The organism is Novacetimonas pomaceti (assembly GCF_003207955.1).
GTDB classification, from domain to species: Bacteria; Pseudomonadota; Alphaproteobacteria; order Acetobacterales; family Acetobacteraceae; genus Novacetimonas; species Novacetimonas pomaceti.
This window is the reverse complement of sequence record NZ_NOXG01000064.1, coordinates 1-3,586: the sequence shown is the minus strand read 5'-3', so window position 1 is coordinate 3,586 and position 3,586 is coordinate 1. Positions and strand designations below refer to the sequence as shown.

At 57.0% G+C, this 3,586-nt stretch carries 2 protein-coding genes and 1 pseudogene; 1 reads left to right on the top strand and 2 read right to left on the bottom strand.

Annotated features, from left to right (window positions below; all coding sequences use genetic code 11):
• Positions 1 to 51: 51 nt before the first annotated feature.
• Both CFR71_RS15330 and CFR71_RS15325 read right to left on the bottom strand, forming a co-directional pair.
• Positions 52 to 351 carry an outer membrane factor lipoprotein domain-containing protein gene (locus CFR71_RS15330; protein ID WP_133251188.1) on the bottom strand — a complete coding sequence of 100 codons (300 nt, stop codon included), beginning with the start codon at positions 349 to 351 and terminating at the stop codon, positions 52 to 54.
• A 171-nt stretch (positions 352 to 522) separates the two neighbouring features.
• Positions 523 to 2,124 carry a carbohydrate porin gene (locus CFR71_RS15325; protein ID WP_239020456.1) on the bottom strand — a complete coding sequence of 534 codons (1,602 nt, stop codon included), beginning with the start codon at positions 2,122 to 2,124 and terminating at the stop codon, positions 523 to 525.
• Positions 2,125 to 2,673: 549 nt separating this feature from the next.
• Between CFR71_RS15325 and CFR71_RS15320 the strand changes: the two are divergent.
• Positions 2,674 to 3,489 (top strand): annotated as a pseudogene (locus CFR71_RS15320) (glycogen debranching protein GlgX); the annotation flags it as partial.
• Between the last annotated feature and the right edge of the window lie 97 nt (positions 3,490 to 3,586).

The following is a 3,586-nucleotide window of genomic DNA, read 5'->3' as shown; positions in this document are numbered from 1 at the left end:
AGCAGAATATCGTCAATATTCCAGATCGGGCTCCTGTGGGATGACTGAATTCTACAAAATGACCCGAAATTGCCTCAAGTGTGAGAAATCCGCGTCGATATCACGCATGGCATGGGCGACGAGGACCCGTTGCGCTGCCCCCCTGATGTCATGATTGTGGTCGAATGCCACCTCGACCAGCCTGTTCAGGATCGGGTCGTGGAACTGCTGCCACCATTGCACCAGTTCCACCGGCCGGAAGTCCACGTCATCGTCCTTTTCCTCGCGATAATGCGCGGGCAGGGCAGCATGTTCCGGCTGGTAATGCGGTCCGACGGAACACGCGCCTGCCAGAAGGGAAAAGGCGAGCATGCAGATCAGGCGTGAACAGGAACGGATATGCCGGACGTTTATTTCACTGCCTTTCCAACCGATCATGAAACACTTGTATTGGAAAATGCGTTTCGCGTCCCTTTCAGGGATATTTCAAATATTTATTATTCCATTTCTTATTATGTTCGCGATGTGACAGAATGTTCCGGCCTACAGGTTGGCGATGACCTTCAGGCCCACCAGCGCCGCGTTGGGGATGTGCCGCGTTTCGCCCGGATAAATCATGTATTCGAATTCAGGCTGGACCAGCACGCCGGGGGCCGCGTCGATGGCGTAATAGGCCTCGATGATATGGGAACTGGTCTGGGGGGCCCGGACCGCCGTGCCCAGTGAATATCCGGCATCCTGGATAAGGATCTGTCCTTCCTCCTTGCGGTGGCTGACATGATACCATGAATACATGATCCCCAGACGGTCCGTCAGGCGTGAGGGAATGACGGCGGCAAAGGACAGGCCCCCATATGCCTGATCCGAGATCGAGGTGACATGGGGCGTGTTGTGAATATACCCGGCCATCAGGTATCCACCCGCCATCTGGTTGCGCCCGCCCCGGCGGTACACCATCTGGTCGCCTTCGAACCAGAACATGTCCATTGGCGCGGAACGCTGGCGTCCCGCGCTGGCACGCAGGGCCGCGGGCAGGCTTACGCCGAGCTGGTCAGGATAACGGGTCGTATCGTGCGCATAGCCCAGCACGTAATGGCCCGGCAGGCGGTTGCGCGTCAGAAAGGGCTGCCATGTGAATTCGACCGGCAGCATGAGGCCCGTCGCCGGTTCGCTGCCCCATGCCCAGCCGCTGGGATTGCTCAGCAGGGGGCTGACCTCGTACGCGCCGAACTGGATGGCGGTATCGCGCGTAGGACGCAGGCGCAGGCGGCTGCCCCACGTGGCCTTGGGATAGACGCTGAAGCCGGGATCGAGCTTCAGCGCGACCGGTGCCGAGCATGTCACCATGAAGGAGCAGAGCAATGGCGAGGTCGCGAACACATGCGTCAGCGCCATACGGCCGAACGTGATGTCGAGATGGTTGTTCAGCAGCTTTTTTTCCGCATAGAAATCAACCAGGTGCGCGACCACATGCCCCGAAAGCCCATAAACTTCCTGCAGGTTGACATAATATTCCCCCACGCGGTCATGGCTGACGGCGCGCCCGGCGCGTTCCATGACCAGCGTATGCACGGACCAGCCCGTCAGGTTCGCCATTTTTTCAAGGTCGAAATTGACCTGCGCGGTAAGTTCGTGGACATAACTCATGCCCCGTTCCACCCCGCCATTGATGACGCCCATCGCCTCTCCCTTATAGGTAAAGGCGAAGCTGACGCCGTGATCCAGTAGCATTGACCGAAATCCCTTGAGCTGCGGCACAAGATGTCCTGTTCCGGCGGTGGGAACGTAATAGGGGTCTTCCAGATCGGTATCGCGCAGCGCATCGAGGGAGGCAGGCAGCATGCCCGAAAACCCTTCATCCCTGCTCAGGGCGTCGAGTTCGATCTTGTGGAATGACTTCCTGTCGCCCGGGCTGCTGATTGGCGCGACGCTCAGCGGGGCAAGGCCTGCCGTCGGAAGGACTGGGACACCGCTGGGGGGAATGGGCGTATTGGGCGGACGCTGGATGCTGCGCCGTGTCGGGCCGACTTCCTCGGCATTCCTTGGCTTTCCCTTGGGGGGCGCTGTTACGGGCGGGGATGACGCGGCGGTGCCGGAGGGCGTGCCCTGGGCGCGCGCGCAGGGCACGACAGATGCCGTCGTCATGAGCAGAAAAAAGCATATGAACGCAGGAATCACGACATGCGGCATGGATGCCGGGCACAAGGTGGATATTCTGTTTTTCATGACCTTGGCAGTTCTTTTTATTATTGGATCAGGTTTTTGCCGGGATCAGGATGTCATGTCTGTCGGATGGATCTCATTGATAAGGCATCGGAAGGTCATGAGCCCGCGAGAATGCGAACCGGCTCCCTGTCGCGAAAGAATGTATTTCGGCAAGGTATAGGGAAGGGGATGGGATGTCTGACATAGTATTGTTTTTCTTTTTTGCGAGACATACGGAACGTAGCAAAAAAAATATTCCAGTCAAACAATTTAAATTTCGCAAATATTTTTGCGATGCACAAAAATACTCGTAAAGATTTTCTCTGTCAGGACAATATAAATAAAATGAATAGTAACGGCATGCCCCGCTTCTGTCGGGGGGCTGGCGGCCCGTTTCCCGCCGTGGCGGTCGCGAACATGCGGACGGCAACTGTTTCCGCCATCGGGGGTTAGGGGAATCGTAAAATCCGAAAGACCCGAGGCATGGCAATGGTCCCGCAGTTAAATCCGCGTCTGCGTGAAGGCTCCCCTTATCCACGTGGGGCGACATGGGACGGCAAGGGCGTCAATTTCTCCCTCTTTTCAGCCCATGCGACAAAGGTCGAGGTCTGCCTGTTCGACAGTCAGGGTCAGGTCGAGCTGGAACGGATCACGCTGCCTGAATACACGGACCAGATCTTTCATGGCTGGATCGCCGATGTCCAGCCCGGGCAGTTTTACGGGTATCGCGTCCATGGCCCCTATGAGCCTGACGCGGGCCATCGCTTCAATCCCAACAAGCTGCTGCTTGATCCTTATGCCCGTGCGCATGCGGGGGAGCTGCAATGGAATGATGCGGTGTTCGGGTACACCATCGGGCACAAGGACGGGGATCTCAGCTTCGATACGCGCGACAGCGCGCCGTATGTGCCGAAATGCGTGGTCATAGATCCCAATTTCGACTGGCGGGGACAGTCGGGGCGCAATCCGCTCCCCTGGGACCAGTCCGTCATCTATGAAGCGCATGTCAAGGGATATACTCAGAAGAACCCCCTTGTCCCCGAAGGGCTGCGGGGAACCTATGCCGGGATGGCAAGGCGGGAAGTGCTTGAATATATCCGTCTCCTCGGCGTGACATCCATCGAGCTTCTGCCGGTCCACAGTTTCCTCAGTGACAATCATCTTCTGCAGAAGGGGCTGAAGAATTACTGGGGTTACAACACGATCGGTTTTTTTGCCCCCACTCCCCAATATGCCTCCGACCGTGCGGAAACCCTGCGTGAGTTCAAGGAAATGGTGTCCGCCATACATGATGCCGGGCTCGACGCGGAAATCTCACAGAAGGGTTGTACATCGGGTTAGATTATGAAAAAGTCTGTTTTGCACAAAAGAAATTTTCGTAAGCTATAAGAAAACCCGATGC

Bases quoted from the DNA above. Each gene is read 5' to 3' on its own strand.
- CFR71_RS15330 (WP_133251188.1), bottom strand. From the start codon at position 351: ATGCTCGCCTTTTCCCTTCTGGCAGGCGCGTGTTCCGTCGGACCGCAT.
- CFR71_RS15325 (WP_239020456.1), bottom strand. From the start codon at position 2,124: ATGACGACGGCATCTGTCGTGCCCTGCGCGCGCGCCCAGGGCACGCCC.